Annotated in this window: 17 protein-coding genes and 4 tRNA genes; 6 read left to right on the top strand and 15 right to left on the bottom strand. The window is 61.7% G+C overall.

Translation table 11 applies throughout. The features are described from left to right. Positions 1-12 precede the first annotated feature (12 nt). The gene (osmF, locus tag NFH97_RS19030; RefSeq protein WP_045993742.1) at positions 13-915 is read right to left on the bottom strand and encodes a glycine betaine ABC transporter substrate-binding protein OsmF; all 903 of its coding nucleotides are present in this window, start codon (positions 913-915) and stop codon (positions 13-15) included. Between the two features lie 87 nt (positions 916-1002). Here osmF and NFH97_RS19025 point away from each other — a divergent pair, with 87 nt between their 5' ends. After that, the gene (locus NFH97_RS19025; protein WP_349625380.1) at positions 1003-2142 is read left to right on the top strand and encodes a DUF1853 family protein; all 1140 of its coding nucleotides are present in this window, start codon (positions 1003-1005) and stop codon (positions 2140-2142) included. A 2-nt stretch (positions 2143-2144) separates the two neighbouring features. On the opposite strand, the gene cysS is transcribed toward NFH97_RS19025, so the two are convergent. Then, positions 2145-3530: a cysteine--tRNA ligase gene (cysS, locus tag NFH97_RS19020; protein ID WP_108133375.1), complete on the bottom strand. Its 1386-nt coding sequence runs from the start codon at positions 3528-3530 to the stop codon at positions 2145-2147. A 1-nt stretch (position 3531) separates the two neighbouring features. Then, positions 3532-5211 carry a glutamine--tRNA ligase/YqeY domain fusion protein gene (locus tag NFH97_RS19015; protein ID WP_349625379.1) on the bottom strand — a complete coding sequence of 560 codons (1680 nt, stop codon included), beginning with the start codon at positions 5209-5211 and terminating at the stop codon, positions 3532-3534. A 172-nt stretch (positions 5212-5383) separates the two neighbouring features. Between NFH97_RS19015 and NFH97_RS19010 the strand changes: the two genes are divergently transcribed. Both NFH97_RS19010 and NFH97_RS19005 read left to right on the top strand, forming a co-directional pair. After that, complete coding sequence (locus NFH97_RS19010) at positions 5384-5884, top strand: peptidylprolyl isomerase (RefSeq protein ID WP_045993746.1); 501 nt, start codon at positions 5384-5386, stop codon at positions 5882-5884. Positions 5885-5942: 58 nt separating this feature from the next. Then, positions 5943-6725, top strand: coding sequence for a UDP-2,3-diacylglucosamine diphosphatase (locus NFH97_RS19005; RefSeq protein WP_311767537.1), 783 nt, complete (start codon positions 5943-5945; stop codon positions 6723-6725). A 62-nt stretch (positions 6726-6787) separates the two neighbouring features. On the opposite strand, the gene NFH97_RS19000 is transcribed toward NFH97_RS19005, so the two are convergent. The 11 genes from NFH97_RS19000 to NFH97_RS18950 all read right to left on the bottom strand — a co-directional run bounded on the left by NFH97_RS19000 (position 6788) and on the right by NFH97_RS18950 (position 17389). After that, on the bottom strand, positions 6788-7849 hold the full coding sequence (locus tag NFH97_RS19000) for a CobW family GTP-binding protein (RefSeq protein ID WP_349625378.1): 1062 nt from the start codon (positions 7847-7849) through the stop codon (positions 6788-6790). A gap of 320 nt (positions 7850-8169) precedes the next feature. Further along, on the bottom strand, positions 8170-9990 hold the full coding sequence (locus tag NFH97_RS18995) for a SurA N-terminal domain-containing protein (protein ID WP_349625376.1): 1821 nt from the start codon (positions 9988-9990) through the stop codon (positions 8170-8172). 193 nt (positions 9991-10183) lie between these two features. Beyond that, positions 10184-10456 (bottom strand): nucleoid-associated protein HU-beta, encoded by a 273-nt coding sequence (gene hupB / locus NFH97_RS18990; RefSeq protein WP_045993749.1) that lies wholly within the window; start codon positions 10454-10456, stop codon positions 10184-10186. Between the two features lie 177 nt (positions 10457-10633). After that, entirely contained in the window at positions 10634-13042 is a 2409-nt protein-coding gene (gene lon / locus NFH97_RS18985) for an endopeptidase La (protein ID WP_045993750.1), read from the bottom strand. Positions 13043-13205: 163 nt separating this feature from the next. Next, complete coding sequence (gene clpX, locus NFH97_RS18980) at positions 13206-14495, bottom strand: ATP-dependent Clp protease ATP-binding subunit ClpX (RefSeq protein WP_045993751.1); 1290 nt, start codon at positions 14493-14495, stop codon at positions 13206-13208. Between the two features lie 75 nt (positions 14496-14570). Then, a complete protein-coding gene (gene clpP, locus NFH97_RS18975; RefSeq protein ID WP_045993752.1) occupies positions 14571-15191 on the bottom strand; it encodes an ATP-dependent Clp endopeptidase proteolytic subunit ClpP in 621 nt (206 codons plus the stop codon). 73 nt (positions 15192-15264) lie between these two features. Then, the gene (gene tig / locus NFH97_RS18970; RefSeq protein WP_045993753.1) at positions 15265-16605 is read right to left on the bottom strand and encodes a trigger factor; all 1341 of its coding nucleotides are present in this window, start codon (positions 16603-16605) and stop codon (positions 15265-15267) included. Positions 16606-16891: 286 nt separating this feature from the next. Continuing rightward, positions 16892-16966 (bottom strand) — tRNA-His (locus NFH97_RS18965). Between the two features lie 58 nt (positions 16967-17024). Next, positions 17025-17099: transfer RNA gene (locus tag NFH97_RS18960), tRNA-His, on the bottom strand. A gap of 67 nt (positions 17100-17166) precedes the next feature. Continuing rightward, positions 17167-17243: transfer RNA gene (locus tag NFH97_RS18955), tRNA-Arg, on the bottom strand. A gap of 69 nt (positions 17244-17312) precedes the next feature. Continuing rightward, positions 17313-17389, bottom strand: a tRNA-Pro gene (locus tag NFH97_RS18950). A gap of 203 nt (positions 17390-17592) precedes the next feature. On the opposite strand from NFH97_RS18950, the gene folD reads away from it, so the two are divergent. The 3 genes from folD to mtnN all read left to right on the top strand — a co-directional run bounded on the left by folD (position 17593) and on the right by mtnN (position 19788). Further along, entirely contained in the window at positions 17593-18471 is an 879-nt protein-coding gene (gene folD, locus NFH97_RS18945; RefSeq protein WP_045993754.1) for a bifunctional methylenetetrahydrofolate dehydrogenase/methenyltetrahydrofolate cyclohydrolase FolD, read from the top strand. An 83-nt stretch (positions 18472-18554) separates the two neighbouring features. Then, on the top strand, positions 18555-19022 hold the full coding sequence (locus tag NFH97_RS18940; RefSeq protein ID WP_108133369.1) for an S-ribosylhomocysteine lyase: 468 nt from the start codon (positions 18555-18557) through the stop codon (positions 19020-19022). A gap of 28 nt (positions 19023-19050) precedes the next feature. Beyond that, the gene (gene mtnN / locus NFH97_RS18935) at positions 19051-19788 is read left to right on the top strand and encodes a 5'-methylthioadenosine/S-adenosylhomocysteine nucleosidase (protein ID WP_045993756.1); all 738 of its coding nucleotides are present in this window, start codon (positions 19051-19053) and stop codon (positions 19786-19788) included. A gap of 76 nt (positions 19789-19864) precedes the next feature. Here the strand turns inward: mtnN and NFH97_RS18930 are convergent, their stop codons facing one another. Further along, complete coding sequence (locus tag NFH97_RS18930) at positions 19865-20872, bottom strand: DUF5801 repeats-in-toxin domain-containing protein (RefSeq protein WP_349625375.1); 1008 nt, start codon at positions 20870-20872, stop codon at positions 19865-19867. Positions 20873-20980: the final 108 nt, after the last annotated feature.

Below are 20980 nucleotides of genomic sequence, written 5' to 3'. Positions count from 1 at the left end.
GAGACCGATGGCTCAGTCCTCGAGAGTCGACAGGTAGTCGGCGGCCACCTTCGCCGGGTCCAGACCGTTCACCGCCACGTCACCGTTGAGACGCTGCAGGGTCTCCAGATCCAGCGACTGGAACACCGGCGCCAGGGCCTCTTCGATTTCGGGGTGAGCCTCGAGCACCTCCTTGCGCACGACGGGAGCCGGCTGATAGACCGGCTGAACACCCTTGGTGTCGGTCATCACGGTAAGGTCCAGCGCCTGCAGGCCACCATCGGTGCCGTAGGTCATGGCGGAGTTCACGCCGCTGGTCTGCTGGGCCGCGGCGCGCATGGTCGCGGCGGTGTTGCCCCCGGAGAGTACCAGCAGGTCATCATCGTCCAGAGAAAAGCCGTAAGCCTCCTCGAACGCCGGCAAGGCAAAGGCGGACTCGACGAAATCGGTACTGGCCGCGAGCTTGTATTCGCCCCCCTGGTTGATGAAGTCAGCCATGTCCTCGAGGGTCTCGAGCCCGTTGTCACGGGCGACGTCTCCGCGCACGCTGATGGCGTAGGTATTATTGGCCGAGGCCGGCTCGAGCCATACCAGCCCCTGCTCGGCGTCCTTGCTCTTCACCGTTTCATAGGCCTTGTCCGCGTCATGCCACACCGGGCTGTCGGTCATGTCGTGGAAGAAGGCACCGTTGCCGGTGTATTCCGGATAGATATCGATCTCGCCGTTGATCAAGGCCTCGCGCACGATGCTGGTGCCGCCAAGCTGAAGCCGATCCTCGACCTCGAGCCCTGCCGCTTCCAGGCGCTGCAGGATCATCTGACCCAGCACGGAGCCCTCGGTATCGATCTTGGAGGACACCACCAGCGGGTCCTGTGCTTGAACCTGCCCCGCCAGGGCAGAGGCGACCATCACGGCTAACACCAGGGGACGTTTCATATATCTCACCCAATTCCTTGTGTGTGTATGCTGAGTATAAGGAGGCAAGGCCAAGCCTGCTGAACGTTTCACCAACGTGAGTCCATCATGACCTCATGCCAAGGCGCAACCACCGCCGTCCAGCTCGGCGCAGTACCCAACCATCCCATGGTGCGTGATCTGGCATGGCTGATGACGGCTCCCGACCTGATCGACACCGACTGGCCCGGGCGTCCGAGTCTGACCCAGCTCGGGCTGGGCGAGCCGGAGCACCGACACGCCTATCTGGCGGCCATCGACGCCGACCCGAGCGCACTGGAAGCGATGGTGGGGCGCACCGCCACCACCCGGCTTGGACAATATCACGAGTTTCTTTGGCAATTTTTGCTCTCTACGGCACCGGCTACCCAGTTGCTGGCTCACAATGTGCCTATTCGAGAAGAAAAGCGGACCCTGGGCGAACTGGACCTGCTCTACCGCAACGCCGATGGGCGCCTTCAACACCTGGAAGTGGCGATCAAGTTCTTTCTCGGCCTCCCCTGCGGTCCGGGGGACTCGGGCGATACCTGTCGCTGGATAGGGCCCGGGGGGCTGGACAGCCTGGCGCTGAAGGTCAGCCATCTGCTGCATCATCAACTGCCCTTGCTGCAGAGCCAGCGCGCCCGAGAGCTTTTGCGTCTGGGCCTGAATGATGGCCCCGCCAACACGATCAAAGGGGCTCCCCTGGCGTCACTGCAACACGGAATCGAGGCCCACCTGGCGATGCCCGGGGTGTTGTTTCAACCCTGGCACTGTCCCATGGCGCTACCCCGCGGCGTGCCGGATTCGGCGCTACAGGGGCTCTGGTGTCACTGGCGCGACTGGTCGGCCCTGTGCAGACAATTCGAGAACATGCGCTTCGGTACCTGCCTGGCGAAACCCCATTGGCTGGCCCCGCCACAACCGCGACACTGGAGCAGCCGTGACGACCTGACACGGGCGCTGGCGGCACATTTTGCCACCTATGCGACACCGGTACAGGTGATGCTGACCGAGGACCCCCTGCGCTTCGAGCGAGAGGCACTGGACCCGCCGCTGGATGGCTCATGGGTCCTTGGCCAGGATGCCGATGAGCCTGCCACCCCGGACATGAAAAATGCGCCGCCCGCGGCATGCGGACGGCGCATCTTCGTGGTCGGCGACGACTGGCCCCGACAGGTCCCCCTGCCGCCCCGTGCGGTGCACAAGCGACAGGCGACTACGGGCTGAGCTCAGCCCTTGTCGACCACCCAGGTGGTACCTTCGCGGGAGTCCTTGAGGACGATCCCCAGGGCGGCGAGCTCGTCGCGGATGCGGTCCGCTTCGGCGAACTGCCTGGCCTTCTTGGCCTCCGCCCGCGCCGCGATACGCGCATTGATCTCGTCTTCGGACAGCGCTACCGAACCACCCTTGAGGAAGGCGGCCGGCTCCTGGGTCAACAAGCCCAGGATGCCGCCCAGACGCTTGAGCTCGAGCGCCAGGGCCGGAACGTCATCGCTGCCTTCCTTGCGCGCACGATTGAGCTCGCGTACCAGTTCGAACAGCACCGACAGGGCCTCCGGCGTGTTGAAGTCGTCGTCCATGGCGGCGCTGAAGCGGGCGGCGTAGTCGCCCGGCCCTACTTCGATTTCCGCCGGCAGCGCGACGCCATCAAGCGCGGTGTAGAAGCGCTCGAGTGACTTGCGTGCCTCGCCAAGCGCCTCCGGGGCGTAGTTGATGGCACTGCGATAGTGGCTTGCCACCAGCAGATACCGCACCACCTCTGGATCGTGGTGCTCCAGCACCTCGCGAATGGTGAAGAAGTTGCCCAGGGACTTCGACATCTTTTCGCTGTCGACCCGCACCGCTCCGGCGTGCATCCAGGTATTGACGTACCGCTCGCCTGTGGCCGCCTCGCTCTGGGCGATCTCGTTCTCGTGGTGCGGGAAGGTCAGGTCCGGACCTCCACCGTGGATGTCGAAGGTGTTGCCCAGGCAGCAGGTGGACATTGCCGAACATTCGATATGCCAACCCGGACGCCCCTCGCCCCAGGGAGAGGCCCAGCTGGCCTCACCCGGCTTGGCGCCCTTCCACAGCACGAAGTCCAGCGGATCTTCCTTGTGCTCGTCGACCTCGACGCGGGCGCCGGAGCGCATATCGTCGAGGTTACGATTATTGAGCTTGCCGTAGCCTTCGAACTTGCGCACGCGATAGTAGACATCGCCGTTACCCGGCGCGTAGGCAAAGCCCTTGTCGATCAGCACCTCGATCATGGCGATGATCTCGGCGACGTGACCGGTGGCCCTGGGCTCCTGGTCCGGACGCTGGACAAACAGCCGACCTTCATCCTCGTGCATGGCGTCGATCATGCGCTCGGTCAGTTCACCGATGCTCTCGCCGTTCTCTTCGGCGCGACGCAGGATCTTGTCGTCGATATCGGTGATGTTGCGCACGTAGGTGACGTCATAGCCACGATGGCGCAGATAGCGGCTGATGACATCGAAGGCGACCATGACCCGGGCATGTCCCAGGTGGCAGAAGTCATACACCGTCATGCCACAGACGTACATGCGTACCTTGCCCGGCTCGATGGGCGTGAACTCTTCCTTGGTGCGGCTCAGCGTGTTGTAGATCTGCATGTCAGCCCTTCTTCTGCATCTTGGCCCAGGTGTCCTTGAGACCGACCGTGCGATTGAACACCAGGTGATCGGGGCGGCTGGCGTAGCGGTCGGCACAGAAGTAGCCGACACGCTCGAACTGGTAGCGATCCTCGCTACCGGCATCGGCCAGGCTCGGCTCGCCGACACCCTGGACGGTCACCAGCGACTCGGGGTTCAGGTGCTCGAGGAAATCGGCGTCCTTGTCCTTGTCCGGCTGCTCGACCAGGAACAGATTGTCGTAGAGCCGCACCTCGATCGGCACCCCGTAGCTGGCACTGACCCAGTGGATGACCCCTTTCACCTTGCGCCCTTCCGGGTTCTTGCCCAGGGTGTCGAAGTCCACACTGCAGCGCAGCTCCTGGATCTCGCCCGCCTCGTCCTTGATCACCTCGTCGCAACGGATCACGTAGCTGTTGCGCAGGCGAACTTCCTTGCCCGGGGCCAGACGGAAGAACTTCTTCGGCGGCTCTTCCATGAAATCGTCGCGGTCGATCCACAGCTCTCGGGTAAAGGGGATACGGCGCACCGGCATGTCGTCACGGGCCGGGTGTCCCGCCACCTCGTAGACCTCTTCGTGGTCGGCGTCGACATTGGTCAATACCACCTTGAGCGGCTTCAGCACGCACATGGCACGAGGTGCATTGTCCTCGAGGTCGGAGCGGATGGCATGGGTCAGCATGGCGATGTCCACCAGACCGCCGTCGGCCCGGGTCACACCGATCATCTCGCAGAACTTGCGAATCGACGCCGGTGTATAACCGCGCCGACGCATCCCGGAGATGGTAGGCATGCGCGGATCATCCCAGCCATCGACGATGCCGTTGTCGACCAGCAGCTTGAGCTTGCGCTTGGAGGTCAGGGTATAGTTCAGATTCAGGCGCGCAAACTCGATCTGCCGGGGCTTGGCCGGCACCGGCAGCTGCTCGAGAAACCATTCGTAGAGCGGCCTGTGGTCCTCGAACTCCAGAGTGCAGACCGAGTGGGTAATCCCTTCGATGGCGTCAGACTGCCCGTGGGTGAAGTCGTAGGACGGATAGATCTTCCACTTGTCGCCGGTCTGGTGGTGGCTGGCATGCCGAATGCGATACAGGATCGGGTCGCGCAGGTTGATGTTGGGCGAAGCCATGTCGATCTTCGCGCGCAGCACCTTTTCGCCTTCGGCAAATTCCCCCTGGCGCATGCGCTCGAGCAGATCGAGGTTTTCCTCTGCGCTGCGGTCGCGGTAGGGACTGGGGCGACCGGCTTCGGTCAGGGTGCCGCGGTATTCGCGAATCTCGTCCGGAGACAGATCATCGACATAGGCCTTGCCTTCCTTCACCAGATGCTGCGCCCAGGCGTAGAGCTGGTCGAAGTAGTCGGAGGCGAAACGAATGTCGCCCGCCCACTGGAAGCCCAGCCAGTGCACGTCTTCCTTGATGGCGTCGATGTAGGCCTGCTCTTCCTTGGCGGGGTTGGTGTCATCGAAGCGAAGATGGCAGTCACCACCGAACTGCTCCGCGAGTCCGAAGTTGAGACAGATCGACTTGGCGTGCCCGATGTGCAAGAAGCCATTCGGCTCGGGGGGGAATCGCGTCACGATCTTCTGTGACCGTCCGGCCTCGATTTCCTCGCGAATCTGATTGCGAATGAAATTCGGCGCGTTGCTGGTCTCGGTGGTCATGTTGATGAATCAACCTCTGGTGAAGTAAGGGCTTTGAAGGGCACAGATCCGCCCCCGGCTTCGCGCTGCGAAGCAAAACGGCTATTATAGCGTCACGCCAGGGCCCGGCGCCAAGCCGGGCCGAGAACGAGAAAGGCGCCAAGAGGCGCTGTAAACGCTACAGGACCACTCCATGATCATTCTGCAGACCAATTTTGGCGACATCTCGATCGAACTCAACCATGAAGAGGCGCCAAAGACCGCGGCCAACTTCGAGCAGTACGTCCGCGATGGCTTCTACGATGGCACCCTTTTCCATCGCGTGATCGACGGCTTCATGGTCCAGGGCGGCGGCTTCGACAGCAACTTCGAGCAGAAGCCCACGCGTGACCCCATCGAGAACGAAGCGGACAATGGCCTCAAGAACGCCACCGGCACCCTGGCCATGGCGCGGACCCAGGACCCTCACTCCGCCACCGCCCAGTTCTTCATCAATGTGGCCGACAACGACTTCCTCAATCATACCGGCAAGAACATGCAGGGCTGGGGCTACTGTGTCTTCGGTCGTGTGGTCGACGGCATGGACGTGGTCAACCGGATCAAGGACGTGGCCACCACCCGACGCGGCATGCACGCCGACGTCCCTGCCGAGGACGTGATCATCCAGCGCGCCTACGTCAAGGACGACGCCTGATCCTCCTGCCTTTCCACCGAGCACGCCCGCGCTGCGGGCGTGCTGCGTTCAGGAGACCATGAACACCATGACCACTCTGTTGATCGCTGACCTGCACCTGCATCCCGAGGCGCCGCAGATCACCCAAGGATTCTTCGACTACCTCGAGCGCAACACCGCCGAAGGCACCGATCTTTACCTGATCGGTGACATCTTCGACGCCTGGATCGGCGACGACCTGATGGATCTCGGCGCCGCGGATCCGTCTGGCCACGCGGCTCTGGCCTGCCAGGTGGCCGAACGCCTCAAGGCTGCCAGCGACGCCGGCATGCGACTTTTCCTGATGCACGGCAACCGCGACTTCCTGCTGGGCGAAAGCTTCGCCCAGCGGGCCGGCGCCACCCTGCTCGACGAACCACAACGACTTGACCTTGGCGGTGAGCCTACCCTGGTGATGCACGGTGACAGCCTGTGCACCAGCGACGAAGCCTACATGGCGTTTCGCGCCAAGGCCCGTGACCCGCAGTGGCAGGCTGGAGTCCTTGCCATGCCGATCCCGGAACGTCTGGCCTTGGCAAGCCAGTTGCGTCAGCAGTCCGGCGAGGCCAACAGCACCAAGGCCGCTGACATCATGGACGTCACCCCCGAGGAAGTCGTCGACGTGATGCAGGCCCACGAGGTTCGCAGGCTGATTCACGGTCATACCCATCGTCCCGCCGTGCATGACTTGAGCCTTGCCGGTCCTCAGGGCGATCCCGTGTCGGCGCAACGTATCGTGGTCGGCGACTGGACCCGCGATCAGGGCTGGGAGGTGCGCATCGAAGACGGCGAGGCCCCATCACTCAACCGCTTTTCCTTCTGACGCAGTCTTTATCGACGCCCTGCCCGCCCTGGGCCTTCGGGCATCGATGACACGCCGGACGCTCAGGCGTCCGGCCCCGCCTCACCCGACGGCCGACGTCGACACTGCTCGAGCGCCCGCTCCAGGCCATCGATATCGAGTTCCATATCCTCTGGCCAGATCATCTCGAGCCGCGAATCCTTGCGCCAGGACGCCTGAGCCTCCTTGCCGGGAACGGACGGAAGCGGGAAGGTGCGCCAGCCCCGGCCGGTTCGCATGACCCCTTTCACCCGCACGCCAGATGGCAGTTGCTTCCACCACTGCTCCAGCGCTGCGAGAGCGAAGCACTCCTCGCCGTGCCAATGCCAGCTTGCGGAGCGATACCCCAGACCGTGTCCGTTCTGTCTTGCTGCACCACCGGCGATGGGCGCCGGGACCTCTGGCGTACCTGGCGACGAGTCGATCGCCTCGGCATGCAGCGAAGGCCGACGCAGCAGCAGACTCTGAGCATCGCCACGGACGTTCTGACGGCCTCGCGCCGGGGAGTCGAGCAGATGGCTGATCGGCAACCCTTTCGCGCCGCTTGGCACCATCCAGGATGGTGCCAAGCCACTCTCCTGGCGCCATCGCTCGACCCCTTGGCGATGCTCGTTCTCGAGCAGGTCCTGCATGGACAGCACCCATCCATCGGCCACTGCCAGCTGATCGATAAAGGTGGAGTGGTTAGTGACTCTGGGATCATCGAGACGGCGTGCATCGAGCACAGTGATGACCTGGCGGAGATCCAGCACCTGGGCAAGATCGCCGCCCCCCAGCACCTCCAGCAGGCCGGCCGGGTGGCCGAGCCCGGAGGGCTCGATCAGCAGTCGATCTGGCCGTTCGCGGCGCAGCAACTGCACCAGCACCGAGCGGAAGACCGTCGCCACCTGACAGCAGAGACACCCTCCTGGCACCCCCTGCACGGTGACGTCGTCGCGCTCCCCGACTATCGCTTGGTCGATGCCCACCTGACCAAATTCATTGATCAGGATTGCCCACCGCTCACCAACGGGTTTGCGATCGATCCAATGGCGGATCAACTGGCTCTTGCCGCTGCCGAGAAATCCGGTGATGACATGGGTGGGGATGCTGGCCAGTGGTTGCATGACGGTTCTTGGCTCCGGCTAGAAGATTGGCAGCAGATGACGACCAATAAGATAACGGTATAAATATAAACAGCCTATGCAGAGGCCTTGTGCGACGCTATACCCTGAACGCCGTATGCGCTTCAATAGAACGCAAGATAACGGTATAAAAAGAACCATCGAGCAGGCACGCAATACCCGAAACATCGCTCCAACAATCGTTCCAACAGGACTCCACAGGCCGGCGCCAACGAAAAGGAGCGCCAGATGGCGCTCCTTTTCGACAGCAGGGGGACCGCGACACGCGTGCGGCCCCTCTCCGCGCTGGCTAGACGAGTTGGCTAGTAACGCTCGATCTCGCCGGTATCGCGTAGATGGGTCAACAGGCCATCCAGCACCGCCTGGGCACGCAGCCGCTCGGCCATGCTGGCGACAAACTGCTCCATCTGCTGGTTACCCTCACCCTGGCCAATGCTCTCCAGGGCAATAAGACTGACATCGGCGCCATCGACCGCCCGGCCGTAAACCACCTGGCCCTCTTCAGGATGCGGCAGCTTGAACGCGGTGGTCAGCACTGCATCGGGTACGCTGGGCGCGTCCTGACGGCTGATGTTGTCAGCACGCTGCCAATCGATGTCCAGAGACTGGCCCCCCTGCAGCTGCGACACTCGCTCTTCAGCAAGCTCGATCAAGGCGTCGCGGGTCTTGGCTTGACGCACCGCCGCTTCGACCTGGTCCTTCACCTGCTCCAGTGGGAGCGTCGCCGCGTCGCGGTGATCGAGTACCCGCAGCACCAGACGCCGTGAACCATCCAGCTCGATGACCTCGCTGTTGAAGCCCTCTCCAAGCACCTCATCGCTGAAGGCCTGATCCATCACGCCAGGTTCGGCCAGTACGCCTTCAGCGCCTTCACGACCGACCCAATCACTGGTCTGACGCTCGAGTCCAAGGTCGTCAGCCACACTCTGAAGATCGTCGGCAGCGAAGCTCTCGTCGATCAACTGCTGGGCCTTGTCATTGAAGGCGTCACGCACCTGTGCCTGAGCAAGCTGATCACGCAGACGGTCACGCTCGGAGGCAAAGTCCGCACGATCGATCTCGGTCACCTTGATCAGGTGCAGTCCGTTGTCGGTCTCGACCGCCTCGGAGACCTGGCCCTCGTCGAGGGCAAAGGCGGCCTCTTCAAAGGCCTCGCCGAAGATACCCCGGGTGATCACCCCAAGATCGCCACCGTCGTCGCTGGTGGATGTGTCATCGGAGAACTCGGCCGCCAGATCGTCGAAAGCGTCGCCATCGGCCAGTCGCGCCTTGATGGCTTCGATACGGGCCTCGGCCTCGTCTCTGCTGCGCTCGTCGCCGAAGGTCACCATGATGTGTGATATCTGACGATCGGCGTTCTCCGCCTGGGCTTCCCAGGCTTCGCGCAGGTCCTCCTCGCTCACCTCGATATCGGCGGCCATGGTCTCCTGATCGAGCACGATGTAACCGAGCTTGACCTGCTCCGGCCGCAGGAATTCCTGCTGATGCTCGTTGTAGTAGGCTGTCATTTCCGCCTGAGACACCTCGACAGGCGCTTCGAGGTCCGCCTCGGTCAGCCGGTGGTAGCGGAAACTACGCGTCTGGCGCTGCAACTCGGCAAGCCGCTCGCGTTCACCTGGCAAGGTGAAGTCGCTGGCGATCAGGCCTTGCTGAATGTGCCCGCGCATGACGTCACGACTGAGCTGCTCGCGGAAGGACAATGGCGTATAGCCGACACTGGAAAGACGGCTGCGGAAGAGCTCCTGGTCGAACTGGCCATCGGCATTCTGAAACTCCGGGCGACTGACGATCAACTGGTCGAGTTGATTGTCCGAAACCGCTAGTCCGCCGTTCTTGGCGTAATCGATCATCAAGCGGTCACTGATCAAGCCTTCAAGCACTTCGCCGCGAAGCGCGCGCTCCTGGTCGGCTGGCACCTGGTTGGAGCGCATGGCGCGCTGGACATTCAGTTCGACCTGCTGGCGATTGATGGGCTCACCATTGACCGTGGCGACCTCATCGCCGGATTGTCCGAATAGACCAATCAACGACTCCACGCCAAACAGTGCCATGGTGACGATCACGGCACCAATGATGATCTTTGCGATCCAGCTCTGGGATCGGTCGCGAATACTCTGCAGCATGCATGCCTCTGCGAAAGGATGGGGATTCGTCGCGCACCAGTATACGCACCCGAGGGCCTGGCGCGACCTCCCCCAAACTCATGAAAAAGGCGCACCGCGATAGCGATGCGCCCTTGGCGAGTCCGGCGTAGGCGGTGGCCGCCAGACTCGTGTCAACGTGACGATGCTCGACGTGCCGCCGAGACCACGCGTCTTAGTTGACGGAATCCTTCAGAGCCTTGCCGGCCTTGAAGCTCGGCACCTTGGCGGCACTGATTTCGATCGGCTGACCGGTCTGCGGGTTGCGGCCGGTACGTGCAGCGCGCTCCTTGACGGAGAAGGTACCAAAGCCAACCAGTGAAACGCTGTCGCCCTGCTTCAGGCTCTCGGTCACGGATTCCACCATAGCATCCAGCGCGCGAGAAGCGGCGGCCTTCGGAATATCGGCAGACGCGGCAATGGCATCAATCAGCTCGGACTTGTTCACACTTCACCCCTTGACTATTACAGAAAAAAATTCGAAACGGCGATACTTCTTGCCGACAGGCTCGATCGCAGCATGGCGATAATTTATAGCAATGCTGCAAAAGACCTGTCAAGCAACCTTCCTTGCCAATCCGCATGAACTCGGCATTCTACACCCAAGATCATGGAAAAAACGTCACTAGTGTGTGCTGACCATTGAGTGTGTCGCAGACGACTCTGTCGACAGTGAATCGTCGGTTTTTTGATCCACCTTTTGTGACAGAGCGAGCTCGAGCACTTCATCAATCCAGCGAACCGGATGGATCGTCAGAGCATCCTTGATATTTTCAGGGACCTCCTTGAGATCGCGACGGTTCTCCTCGGGTATTAGCACCGTCTTTATACCACCGCGCCTGGCCGCCAGCAATTTCTCCTTGAGCCCACCGATCGGCATGACTTCGCCTCTCAGGTTGACTTCACCGGTCATCGCGACGTCGCAACGCACAGGACGGTTGCAGAATGCCGAGACCATGGCGGTCACCATGGCGATACCCGCGCTGGGGCCGTCCTTGGGGGTGGCTCCCTCCGGCACGTGGATATGCAGGTCTTCCTTCTCGAACCGCTCGGGATCGATCCCCAGGGCCTCGGCGCGGGCCCGCACCACCGTCTGGGCGGCACTCACCGACTCCTTCATGACGTCACCCAGTGAACCGGTCTTGTTGAGACGCCCCTTGCCAGGCGTCACCACCGACTCGATATTGAGCAACTCACCTCCCACCGAGGTCCAGGCGAGTCCGGTCACACGACCGACCTGGTCCTGCTGGTCGGCCAGACCGTAGCTGTAACGCCGCACGCCAGCGTAGGCTTCGATATCCTCGGCCGCCAGCGTCTGCGAGCCCAGGGCACCTTCCTTGCCTTCCTTCTCGAGCCGCTCACGCAACACCTTGCGACTGACCTTGGCGATCTGCCGCTCGAGCTCGCGAACGCCGGCTTCGCGGGTGTAGTAGCGAATCAGCTCCAGCAGCGCATCCTCACCAAAGCTCAGCTCATCTTCCTTGAAGCCATTGGCGGCCAGCTGCTTGGGCACCAGATAGCGCGTGGCGATGGCCAGCTTCTCATCCTCGGTGTACCCCGGGAGGCGTATCACCTCCATGCGGTCCAGCAGCGGCCCCGGAATATTCATCGAGTTGGCGGTACAGATGAACAGAGTTTCCGACAGATCGTAGTCCAGCTCCAGGTAGTGGTCACTGAAGGTGTTGTTCTGTTCGGGGTCCAGCACCTCAAGCAGCGCAGACGCAGGATCTCCACGATGATCCATGCCAACCTTGTCGACCTCATCAAGCAGGAACAACGGGTTCTTCACCCCCGCCTTGGCCATGCGCTGGATCGGCTTTCCGGGCAGAGAGCCGATATAGGTCCGGCGATGCCCACGGATTTCCGATTCATCACGCACGCCGCCGAGGGCCAGACGCACGTACTTGCGATTGGTCGCCCGGGCGATGGACTTGCCCAGCGAGGTCTTGCCGACGCCGGGAGGCCCCACCAGACACAGCACCGGCCCCTTGAGCTTCTTGACCCGCTTGTGCACGGCCAGGTACTCGAGGATGCGTTCCTTGACCTCATCCAGTCCATAGTGGTCCTCGTCGAGCACCTTCTGGGCATTGATCAGATCGTGCTTGACCCGGGTACGTTTCTTCCACGGTACCGACACCAGCCAGTCGAGGTAAGAGCGCACCACCGTCGCCTCCGCCGAGGAAGGTGACATCATGCGCAACTTGCCGAGCTCCTGGTTGGCCTTGTCGGCGGCCTCCTTGGGCATCCCGGAGTCCTTGATGGCCTGCTCGTACTTGTCGGCCTCGTTTGGCGCGTTCTCGAGCTCGCCCATCTCCTTCTGGATGGCCTTCATCTGCTCGTTGAGGTAGTACTCGCGCTGGGACTTCTCCATCTGGTCCTTGACCCTGGAGCGAATGCGCTTCTCTACCTGCAGCAGGTCGATCTCGGCTTCGATCAGCGCCATCAGGTGCTCGATACGATCGCGGACGCGATCCATCTCGAGCAATTCCTGCTTGTCGCCGATCTTCAGCGACAGATGGGCGCAGATCGTATCCACCAGGCGGCTGGGATCCTCGATCCCGGACAGCGAATTCAGTACCTCGTTGGGCACCTTCTTCGACATCTTGACGTACTGCTCGAACTGGTTGAGCAGCACCCGCACCAACGACTCCTGCTCACGCTCGCTCAGGGGCTCGCTGGAACGCAGTATCACCTGGGCCGTGGAGTAACCCTCTTCGGCTACCGAGATCTCACCGATATCGGCGCGAGACTCGCCCTCGATCAGCACCTTGACGGTACCGTCCGGGAGTTTCAGCAGCTGCATGATCTCGGCTACCGTGCCGATGGCGAACAGATCTTCGTCATCGGGATCATCCTTGCTCGCCTCACGCTGGGCGACCAGCAAGACCCGCTTGTCATCCGCCATGGCGGCTTCCAGCGCTTGAATCGACTTCTCTCTGCCGACAAACAAGGGGATGACCATCTGCGGGTATACCACCACGTCACGCAGTGGCAAAAGGGGCAGACTCATAGTCTGTTCGGCGTTCTGCTGCATCGCAGACGTTCCTCAAACTTAGCGGGTGAAACCTAAGGGGATGGGGGCAGCCCCGAGGCATTGCAAGGGGAAACGCCTAGCCGAATCGCCATCGAAGGCTCCGGCAGACAAAGGGGCCGCGTCTGCGGCCCCTTTTGACGGCGTCGCGGGAAGCGCTGACGGACTAGCCGTCGGTGCCGTCCACGCGAGTGTCTTCCTCAGCGTCGCTGGCCTGGCTGTAGATCAGCAGGGGATCACTCTCCCCACCGATGACAGAGGCGTCGATAACCACCTTGCTGACGCCCTCGAGAGAGGGAATCTCGTACATGGTGTCGAGCAGCACCGACTCGAGAATCGAACGTAGGCCACGGGCGCCGGTCTTGCGCGCCATTGCCTTGTGGGCCACCGCGCGCAGGGCATCCTCGCGGAAGTCCAGCTCGACGCCTTCCATGTCGAACAACCGAGCGTACTGCTTGACCAGCGAGTTCTTCGGCTCGGTCAGGATCTGAATCAGCGCGTCTTCGGTCAGCTCGGTCAAGGTTGCGATGACCGGCAGACGTCCGACGAACTCGGGAATCAGGCCGAACTTGACCAGATCCTCGGGTTCCACGTCCAGCAGCAGATCGCCGACACCCTTGGTCTCATCCTTGCTCTTGACCTCGGCATTGAAGCCAATGCCACCGGTCTCGGCACGATCCCGGATAACCTTGTCGAGGCCGGCGAAGGCACCGCCGACGATAAACAGGATATTGCCGGTATCAACCTGCAGAAATTCCTGCTGCGGATGCTTGCGACCACCTTGCGGAGGCACCGAGGCCGTGGTGCCCTCGATCAGCTTCAACAGCGCCTGCTGCACGCCCTCGCCGGAAACGTCCCGGGTGATCGACGGATTGTCCGACTTGCGCGAGATCTTGTCGATCTCGTCGATGTAGACAATGCCACGCTCGGCCTTGTCCACGTCGTAGTCGCACTTCTGCAGCAGCTTCTGGATGATGTTCTCGACATCCTCGCCGACGTAGCCCGCTTCGGTCAGCGTGGTGGCATCGGCGATGGTGAAGGGAACATTGAGCAACCGCGCCAGGGTCTCCGCCAGCAGAGTCTTGCCGCTACCGGTGGGCCCGATCAGCAGGATGTTCGACTTGCCGAGCTCGACCTCATCCTTGCCACTGTGACGCAGACGCTTGTAGTGGTTGTACACGGCCACCGACAGCACCGTCTTGGCGCGGTCCTGACCGATCACGTAGTCGTCGAGGGTGTGTCGAATTTCGCGCGGAACGGGCAGACGCTCCTCGTCGCTCTCGGCATCGGCATCGAGAACTTCTTCGCGAATGATGTCGTTGCAGAGATCGACACACTCATCGCAGATATAAACGGACGGACCGGCGATCAGCTTGCGTACTTCGTTCTGGTTCTTGCCACAGAACGAACAATACAGAAGCTTGCCGTTGTCGTCCTTGCCTTTGCCGTCGGCCATTCGCGTACCTCTCTGGCAGCGGTGGCCCCAGGGGCCACCGGTAATCACGTAGTCATCGCGCGAGCTATCACGCTATCAGGATGCCGGGCGCTTATCCAGCACTGCGTCGATCAGGCCATACTCCGCGGCCTGGGCGCCGTTCATGAAGTTGTCGCGATCGGTATCCTTGGCGATGGTCTCGATATCCTGGCCGGTGTGGTGCGCCAGGATCTGGTTCAGTCGCTCGCGGATGCCCAAAATTTCACGGGTGTGAATCTCGATGTCCGAGGCCTGCCCCTGATAGCCACCCAGCGGCTGGTGGATCATCATCCGCGAGTTGGGCAGGCAATAGCGCTTGCCAGCGGCACCACCGGCCAGCAGCAGGGCTCCCATGCTCGCCGCCTGACCGATACAGACGGTCGAGACGTCAGGCTTGATGAACTGCATGGTGTCGTAGATGGACATCCCCGCCGTCACCGAACCGCCGGGCGAATTGATGTAAAGGTGGATGTCCTTGTCCGGGTTCTCGGACTCCAGGAACAACAGCTGGGCGACCAGCAGGTTGGCCATATAGTCTTCGACCGGCCCCACCAGGAAGATCACCCGCTCCTTCAACAGCCGGGAGTAGATGTCGTAGGCACGCTCGCCGCGGGCGCTCTGCTCGACCACCATGGGCACAAGGCCGCCGGCAGCGTTGATATCGAACTCGGTGTTCATGAGGAGATGTCCTTGTTTCCTTGCGTGACAAAACGACGAAGCCGGCCCGACGGGGCCGGCCAGGAGAGGCGCCTCAAGCGTCCTCGCCTTCCTCCGCCTCGTCGCCCGGCTGCTGCTGCGCGGCAGCCAGGGCCTGCTGGTAGGACATTTCCACGTCCTTCACATTGGCCTGATCGAGCAAAGCGTCGACGGCCTTTTCTTCCAGCAGTGCAGACTTGACCTGGGTCTTCATCTGCTCGTTGCCCATATAGTACTCGACGACCTGCTCGGGCTCCTGATACTGCTGTGCAAGCTCCTCGACCTTTGCCTTGATCTCGTCGTCGGAAGCATCCAGCTCGTTGACCTTGATCACCTCAGCCAGCAGCAGACCGACCTGCACGCGGCTCTTGGCCTGTTCGGTAAACAGCTCGTTGGGCAACTGGCTGACGTCGAAGTCCTCGCCCAGACCAAACTGCTGCGCCGCCTGACGCTTGAGGCCATCGACCTCCTGCTGGACCAGCGACTCGGGAACGGGGATCTCGTTGGCCTGCTTGAGGGCCTCGAGCACCTGCTGCTTGACGCGATTCTCGACCGCCTGGTCAGCCTCACGGCTCATGTTCTTCTTGACCTCGGCGCGGAACGCCTCGACGTCACCACCTTCGACACCGAATTTCTCGATGAATTCCGCATCGACTTCCGGCAGCGCCTGGCCCTTGACCGCGTTGACCTTGACCTTGAAGGTCGCTTCCTGGCCGGCCAGCTGCTCTGCCTGGTAGTCCTCGGGGAAGGTCACGCTGATGACCTTGTCCTCACCCGCCTTGGCACCTTCGAGCTGATCCTCGAAGCCCGGGATGAAGCTGCCGGAACCCAGCACCAGATCGTGGCTCTCGGCGCTGCCGCCTTCAAACGGCTCGTCACCCAGGAAGCCCTGGAAGTCGATATTGACCTGATCGCCCTGCTCTGCAGCACGCTCAACCTCTTCCCAGGCAGCGTTCTGCTTGCGCAGCGTCTCGATCATCTCGTCGACGTCGGCATCGGTCACTTCAACCACCGGACGCTCGACCTCGGCGCCTTCAATGGTCGCCAGCTCGAACTCAGGATAGACCTCGAGGGTGGCAGTGAACTCCAGGTCCTTGCCGGTCTCGTTGACGGTGGCTTCGATCTGCGGGTAGCCGGCCGGATTGAGCTTCTCATCGGTAATGGCGCGAACATAGCGCTCACGCATGACCTCGCCCACCACCTCGTTGCGCACATCAGCACCATAGCGCTGGCGGATGACCGACATCGGCACCTTGCCCTTGCGGAAACCGTCGAGACGAACGTTCTTGGCGGCATCCTTGAGACGGGCGGCGACGGCCTCGTCGATCTCGGCGGCCGGCACCTGGACGTTGATGCGGCGTTCGATCTGGGAGGTCGTATCGACGGAAACTTGCATGAATAATCCTCTACCGACTGGGGGCGTACTGAAAAATTGAAAACGTCAAAGGGGAGATTCTAAGAATCCCGCCGGGCACTGGCAAGCGCCAACGCCCACAACATGGGGCCTGGCATGTCTTTTACAAGGGGCTATCGGAAAATTCGTGGCCACCGAATGACGACACGACCGCCGCAGAGGGCGAAACACAGGCACGACAAAACGCCGGACAAGCAACTTTGCCTGCCAGCTTCAGATTCGACAACGACTTGTTCAAGAAAGAAACTCGGGGAAGGAATCAGGTTGATGGGGTGGATGATGGGGATCGAACCCACGACCACCGGAGCCACAATCCGGGGCTCTACCACTGAGCTACATCCACCACAACCTGTCAGCTACCGAACCCACGTTCGGGCTTGACCACACTTGCATCGCCTGAATGGGGTGGATGATGGGGATCGAACCCACGACCACCGGAGCCACAATCCGGGGCTCTACCACTGAGCTACATCCACCATATCAGGACAATACCGCTACAACCTTTGCGCGAGCCTGTCAAAAGCAGCTACCAGCAAACTTCACTGGCGCGCCCAGCAGGACTCGAACCTGCAACCTACGGCTTAGAAGGCCGTTGCTCTATCCGGTTGAGCTATAGGCGCATTCTACAGAACCGAACTCTTCACCACAACCCGCTTTTCGAGAAAAACTTCTTCTCCAACAAGCTGTTGTGGTCGGGGTGGAGGGATTCGAACCCCCGACATCCTGCTCCCAAAGCAGGCGCGCTACCAGACTGCGCTACACCCCGCCGGCCAGCCGCTCGGCCATGCAAACCGCCGAAGCAGTCTCTGCAAGCGCTGCGTATTCTACGGAACTTTCCCGCCAAGTCAACAGGCTACCGAGACATTCCTGTTGTCATTCGGGCTCAAGCTTTGCCTGGATGGCGGAGCGTGCGAAAATCCGTGGCCGCCAATTTCATCCAGCACACCCACTTCTGACCGAGGGAACCCCATGACCGCCCAGCTCATCGATGGCAAGTCCATTGCCGCCACAGTACGCCAGCAGGTCGCCCGTCAGGTACAGGCGCGGATCGATGCCGGAGAACGCATCCCGGGGCTTGCTGTGGTGCTGGTCGGTGAAGACCCCGCCTCCCACGTCTATGTACGCAACAAGCATCGCGCCTGCGAGCAGGCGGGTATTTCATCTGTTCAACACGCCCTGCCCGCTTCCACATCACAGGCAGAGCTCGAAGCCCTGGTCGACCAGCTCAACGCCGACGCATCCATCGATGGCATTCTGGTTCAACTTCCGCTGCCCGACCACCTGGACGCTCGCCCTATCCTCGAGCGCATCCTGCCAAGCAAGGACGTGGACGGCTTCCATCCCTACAACCTGGGACGGCTGGCCCAACGTCTGCCGCTGCTGCGCCCCTGCACCCCCAAGGGCGTGATGACGCTGCTGCATCACTCGGGTCTAGCGGTGCGAGGCCTCGACGCCACGGTGGTCGGTGCCTCCAATATCGTGGGACGGCCGATGGCACTGGAATTGATGCTGGCGGGCTGCACGACCACCGTCTGTCACCGCTTTACCCGTGACCTCGAGGCCCAGGTACGCAAGGCGGAACTGCTGGTGGTTGCGGTCGGAAAACCAGGACTGGTGAAAGGCGAATGGGTACGTGACGGCGCGATCGTCATCGATGTGGGCATCAATCGACAGGAAGATGGGCGCCTGGTGGGCGACGTCGACTTCGACGAGGCCGCCCGACGTGCAGGTCACATCACACCGGTCCCGGGTGGCGTTGGCCCGATGACGGTAGCCAGCCTGCTGGAAAACACCTTGATGGCCGCAGACATTCATGACGGCCAGCATCGCGAAACTCCCGACGGCTGAACCTGCACTTGCGACATCCATGCGTGATGGACTCAATTGACGTAGCATCGCGCCCATCCAACACAGGATCACGGAGACACTCCATGAGCGACAAGAAGATGAATGTCGAGAGCTTCAACCTCGACCACACCAAGGTTCGCGCCCCCTATGTGCGTCTGGCAGATATCAAGACCGGCGCCAACGGCGATCGCATCCACAAGTATGACTTGCGGATTTGCCAGCCCAACAAGGAGCACATGGAGATGCCTGCCCTGCACTCCCTGGAGCACCTGATGGCCGAGCTGTCGCGCAACCACTCGGACAAGGTTGTCGATATCAGCCCCATGGGCTGCCAGACCGGCTTTTATATCGCCATGATCAACCACGACGACTACGACGACGTGCTGGCACTGATCGAGGGTACGCTCAACGACGTGCTGTCAGCGACCGAAGTTCCTGCCTGCAACGAAATGCAGTGTGGCTGGGCCGCATCCCACAGCCTGGAAGGCGCCCAGGAGCTGGCAAAAGGCCTGCTGGCCAAGCGTGACGAGTGGCACCAGGTCTTCGCCTGAGCCGAAGCTCCACCTCAAGAGGAATCGCATGAAACGCATTGGCATCATCGGAGCCATGGCGCAGGAAGTCGCCCAACTGGCGGCCCAGCTGGAAGACGTCAGGACCCGCACCCACGTCGGCTCCACCTTCTACATCGGCCGCCTGCATGGGGTCGAGGTCGTACTGCTGCAATCCGGGATCGGCAAGGTCAACGCCGCCATCGGGGCGACGCTGCTGCTGGACAACTACCAGCCCGAGGCGATCATCAACACGGGTTCCGCAGGCGGGTTCGGCGAAGGACTGTCGATCGGCGACGTGGTGGTGTCCAGCGAGGTGCGCCACCACGATGTCGACGCGGTGGTATTCGGCTACGAACATGGCCAGGTGCCCAATATGCCGGCGGCCTATCTCCCGGATGAACGCCTGGTTCGGGTGGCACGGGACTGCGTCGAAGGCATGGCTGAGGTCAAGGTGGTCGAGGGCCTGATCGCGACCGGCGACGTCTTCATGGCGTGCCCCGATCTTGTCTCGCGCACCCGCAACCGCTTTCCCACCATGCTGGCGGCAGAAATGGAGGCGGCCGCGATTGCCCAGACCTGCCACCTCTACGGTTGCCCCTTCGTGGTGATTCGCGCCTTGTCCGATATCGCCGGGCAAGGTGACAACCACCTGTCCTTCGAGGAATTCCTCGAGCAGGCGGCGGATCACTCCAGCCGTATGGTGACGGCAATGGTGCAACGACTGGCGTCACCGCAACCTGCCGTTGACCGACAGCAGCCGGCCTGACAACCCTGTCTGGCCAGAAAGCACTGCCGTCATCCTGCCAGCACGCCCGGCTACAGCCGGGCGTGCTGCCACTCGCTCAACCGATATCCGGCTGTGAACTCTCCAGCAGCCTGACCAGAAAGTCGTCACTGCTTCCGTCCATGGACACCCCCGTTAGCGTCACCTGAACATCCGCATTGCTGCCGTCCTGCAAGAGCCCTCCATCGAGCTTCACGTGGACCACGGTGTCTTCGCCATCTGCGATGGCCAGGACCTTTTCACCACCTTCCAGATCACCGATGTCTTCGAGCAACTCTCTTAGATCCAGCATATTGCCCAAGACATCGACCGCAGTGGCATAGGAGCTGTCAGCGCTGGACGCAGGCTCTCCCAGACTCCAGGCCAGCTCATCCTCTTCCGCCAATAGCGGTAGCGCGGCTGCTCGGCTTGACCCTTCCATCGCGGCAATGAATCCCTCCGGATCGATGCCGGTGATGGTTGGCGTATCGTCATTGATCACCACCTCAAGCGTCCCGCGCACTGTCGAGCCGTCCTTGTCGGTAATGGCGTAGCCCAACTCGAGCGACAGATCGCTTTCCTGAGCGCCCTCCGGGTGGTCGACATCCTTGCTCAGGTAGACCACCACATCACCGGTCTCGGCATCCACCAGATTAATGGTCAGGACCCGCTCGCCATCAGCATCATTGCCCATCACGGTGTAGCCGTCTGAACTCACCACAAACTCGACTGGAGAGTCTCGGCTGGTCAACTCAGGCAGCCCGTCGAGGTCCCAGCGGAAAGCACCCTGCACGGCAGCACCATCAGCCCCAGAGTCGAACCCGAGGTTGGCGCTCGCGCTGTCGTTACAGCCGGTGTTCACCACCTCGGTTCCCGGGGCGTCGCCGGGACCGCCGGCGATACCTTTGGGCAGGCTGTGCTCGTCGAGCAGGCCCTTTCCCCCATCTATTCGAGCCACTCCCGTCGGCCCTGTTACCAGAACACTCCCCTCTTCAAGGCAATCTCCCGCCAAGGCCACCTTCAGATTTCCTTCGGCGTCTTTTATCCAGACGCCTCCTGAAGCGGCGACGATTACGGCATCTTCCATGACACTTTACCTGTTCCTAATGTGATTTCATCCATACAACACTAAAAATGACAGGCAAGGGAGCACACGCACCGTACTAAAGAACAATCCTCGCACAAACGAAGGAAG

It is taken from the genome of Halomonas sp. SCS19 (assembly GCF_040147015.1).
Lineage (GTDB): Bacteria > Pseudomonadota > Gammaproteobacteria > Pseudomonadales > Halomonadaceae > Halomonas > Halomonas litopenaei.
Note: the sequence above shows the minus strand (reverse complement) of the source record. Positions and strands in the feature narration are given on the sequence as shown.